Annotated in this window: 4 protein-coding genes; all 4 read left to right on the top strand. The window is 58.1% G+C overall.

All coding sequences use genetic code 11. The features are described from left to right. Positions 1 to 327 precede the first annotated feature (327 nt). From ACRESD_RS21655 to ACRESD_RS21640, 4 genes are read left to right on the top strand one after another with little or no spacing between them, the layout of a single operon-like run. Positions 328 to 993, top strand: a complete 666-nt coding sequence (locus tag ACRESD_RS21655) for an amino acid ABC transporter permease (protein ID WP_003187615.1) — start codon at positions 328 to 330, stop codon at positions 991 to 993. Further along, positions 974 to 1633 carry an amino acid ABC transporter permease gene (locus tag ACRESD_RS21650; protein WP_431752773.1) on the top strand — a complete coding sequence of 220 codons (660 nt, stop codon included), beginning with the start codon at positions 974 to 976 and terminating at the stop codon, positions 1631 to 1633. Before ACRESD_RS21655 ends, ACRESD_RS21650 begins: the two co-directional genes overlap by 20 nt. Beyond that, entirely contained in the window at positions 1630 to 2406 is a 777-nt protein-coding gene (locus ACRESD_RS21645) for an amino acid ABC transporter ATP-binding protein (protein WP_431752772.1), read from the top strand. Before ACRESD_RS21650 ends, ACRESD_RS21645 begins: the two co-directional genes overlap by 4 nt. Beyond that, on the top strand, positions 2403 to 3257 hold the full coding sequence (locus ACRESD_RS21640) for a transporter substrate-binding domain-containing protein (RefSeq protein WP_431752771.1): 855 nt from the start codon (positions 2403 to 2405) through the stop codon (positions 3255 to 3257). The genes ACRESD_RS21645 and ACRESD_RS21640 overlap by 4 nt, the downstream gene beginning before the upstream one ends. Positions 3258 to 3469: the final 212 nt, after the last annotated feature.

The raw sequence follows: 3469 nt of genomic DNA, 5'->3' as shown, positions 1-3469 counted from the left end.
CCCGCTCCCACATTTGGATCTGCGCCTGGTTAGAGATCGCGGCTATTGATTGCCCTGCGCAACGCCACCAACCACTTCACCAACTCCTGCGGATCCATCGGTTTCGCTTCGTTCATGGTTCGATCCCTCGAATCTTTCGACCCCAAGACCATAGCTGCGACTGGCCAAACCCGCTAACCCGGTGGTTATCTTTTTGGGTGATATCAATATGCTATTTGAGTATTTAAATTTTACTTTTTATACCTTTAAAGTTCGCGCTACCCGACGTTACCCACGTCGATATGGATTGCGCTCGCCGCATTACCCTTGCGGCGTCATGGACTCACGATGACCTTCGATTTCGCTTTTATCCTCAGCACCTTGCCGGCGTTTCTGAAAGCCGTGGGGGTGACGCTGCAAGTGGGCTTGATCGCCATTGCCACCTCCTTGCTGGTGGCGCTGATCAATGCGGCGCTGCTGGTATTTCGCACGCCGTACCTGTCGCGCCTGGTGGCGTTGTATGTGGAGCTGGCGCGTAATACGCCGCTGTTGATCCAACTGTTTTTCGTCTACTTCGCGCTGCCGGCCCTGGGTTTCAACATCTCCGGGTTCTGGGCGGCAATCATCACCATGACTTTCCTCGGCGGCGCCTATCTCACCGAAGTGCTGCGTGCGGGTGTGGAAGCGGTGCCGCTGGCGCAGATTGAGTCGGGCAAGTCCATCGGCCTGTCCGACTGGCAACTGCTGCGCCATGTGATTTTGCCCCAGGCCGGCATCCTCAGCCTGCCGGCGTTGTTCGCCAATTTCATCTTCCTGCTCAAGGAGACCACGGTGGTGTCCGCCGTGGCGGTGCCGGAGATTCTCTACACCACCAAGAGCTACATCGCGCTCTACTACAAGACCTACGAAATGCTCGCCGTGCTCACGCTGATCTGCGTGCTGTTGTTCTTGCCACTGTCGCTGCTGCTCAGCCGCCTGGAAAGGAGGCTCCAGCATGGCCAGTTCGGGTCTTGAGTTGTTGTGGGTGTCGTTGCCGCAACTGGGCCAGGGCGCTGCGCAAACTCTGTCGATTTCCTTCTTGAGCATCGCGTTCAGCACGGTCGGCGGCGTGCTGTATGGCGTGCTGCGCACGTTGAATAACACAGTGGTCAACACCGTGTTGCGGGTTTACCTGGAGTTGTTTCGGGCGATTCCGGTGTTGGTGTGGCTTTACCTGCTGTTCTTTGGCCTGCCGATTTTCTTTGGTTTGAGTATTCCAAGCTTTTGGTGCGCGGTGTTGGTGCTGTCGTTGTGGGGTGCCAGTGAAGTGGGTGAAGTGGTTCGCGGCGCACTGCATTCGCTGCCCCGTGGCCAGCGTGAGGCGGGGTTGTCGATAGGTCTGTCCGATCCGCAGTTGTACGGCTACGTGCTGCTGCCCCAGGCACTCAAGCGCATGACACCGCCGACGATCAACGTCTACACGCGGATCATCAAGACCAGTTCCCTGGCGGTGCTGATCGGCGTGGTGGACGTGATCAAGGTCGGCCAGCAAATCATCGAACGCACCTACGAGTCAGTGCTGATCTACGGCGTGCTGTTCCTGTTTTTCTTCTTTATCTGCTACCCGTTATCGGCCGCCTCCAAGGTGCTGGAACGGCGCTGGGCCCAAGCATGAGTGCATTGATCGAGTTTCAGGGTTTCAACAAATTCTTCGGTGAACAGCAGGTGCTCAAGGGCATCGACCTGAGTGTGCAAAGCGGCGAAGTGGTGGTGATCCTCGGCCCCAGCGGCTGTGGCAAAAGCACCTTGCTGCGTTGCTTGAACGGATTGGAGGTGGCCCAGGGCGGCAGCCTGCGTTTTGCCGGCAAGGAGTTGCTGGATAAATCGACTGACTGGCGTCAGGTACGCCAGGACATCGGCATGGTCTTCCAGAGCTACCACCTGTTCCCGCACATGAACGTGCTCGACAACATCCTGCTCGGGCCGCTGAAAGTGCAAAAGCGCGAGCCCCGCGAAGCCCGCGACCAGGCGGAAAAACTGCTGGAGCGCGTGGGCCTGGCCGACAAGCGCGATGCCTTCCCGCGCCAGCTCTCTGGTGGCCAGCAGCAACGCATCGCCATCGTCCGCTCGTTGTGCATGAACCCCCAGGTCATGCTGTTTGATGAGGTCACCGCCGCCCTCGACCCGGAAATGGTCAAGGAAGTGCTGGAAGTGATCCAGGGCCTGGCCCGCGATGGCATGACCCTGCTGATCGTCACCCACGAAATGGCCTTCGCCCGCGCCGTCGCCGACCGCGTGGTGTTCATGGAGGCCGGTCGCATCCTCGAACACAACACCCCCGAGGCATTCTTTACGAACCCGCAGACCGCACGCGCGCAGCAGTTCCTGGAGAAGTTCTCCTTTGTTTCAACACTGCCCAAGAAAACCAAGGAACTGGAGCTGATATGAAAAAATTACTGCTGCCACTGTTTGCCGTCGCACTGCTGGCCGGTTGCGATAAAAAGGCCGAAGAGCCTGCAAAACCTGTCGCCGCTGCTGCGAGCGCTATCGACAAGATCAAGGCGCGGGACAAGCTGATCGTCGGCGTGTTCACTGACAAGCCGCCGTTCGGCTTTGTGAATGAGGCCGGTCGCTACGTCGGTTTCGATACCGACATTGGCCGTCAATTCGCCAAGGATCTGCTGGGCGATGAAAACAAAGTCGAATTCGTCGCCGTGGAGCCGGCCAGCCGTATTCTGTTCCTGCAAAGCGACAAGGTCGATCTGATCCTCGCCAACATGACCGTGACGCCGGAGCGCAAGGAAGCGGTGGACTTCACCAACCCCAACCTGAAAGTCGCCGTGCAGGCGCTGGTGCCTAACGACAGTTCCGTAAAAAGCCTGAATGACCTGGCCACCCGCACCACCATTGTCACCACCGGCACGACCGCCGATATCTGGCTGACCAAGAATCATCCGGATTGGAAACTGCTCAAGTTCGAGAAAAACTCCGAGTCGCTGCAAGCGCTGTCCGCTGGCCGTGGCGATGCCTATGCCCAGGACAACCTGGTGCTGTTCAGCTGGGCCAAGCAGAACCCGGGCTACCGCGTGCTGGAAGAGAAATTGGGCGATGAAGCACCGATTGCGCCTGCGGTGAAAAAGGGCAATACCGAGCTGCGCGATTGGGTGAACGCCGAGTTGGCGAAGCTGGGGGAAGAGAAGTTTTTGCTCAAGCTGTACGACCAATATGTACGTAAAGAGCTGAGCGATGACACCAAGCCTGAGAGCGTGATTGTCGAAGGCGGTAAGTGGCAAGGCTGACAGGCCCCATCGCAACCACTTGTGTAGAGGATTTATCCGCGAAGGGGCGCAACACGCCCCAAAGATGGGACTGCTATGCAGTCCTTCGCGGATAAATCCGCTCTCACGAGCTGCATCCCAATGCTAGTCTGCAGGCACCAGCCTCAAGGTACTCTGCGCCGGAATCACCCCCATCTGTGCCTTGTGATACTGCCCCTCGATGTAGTCCTTGG

The organism is Pseudomonas sp. (assembly GCF_050739995.1).
Classification (GTDB): domain Bacteria; phylum Pseudomonadota; class Gammaproteobacteria; order Pseudomonadales; family Pseudomonadaceae; genus Aquipseudomonas.
Note: the sequence above shows the minus strand (reverse complement) of the source record. Positions and strands in the feature narration are given on the sequence as shown.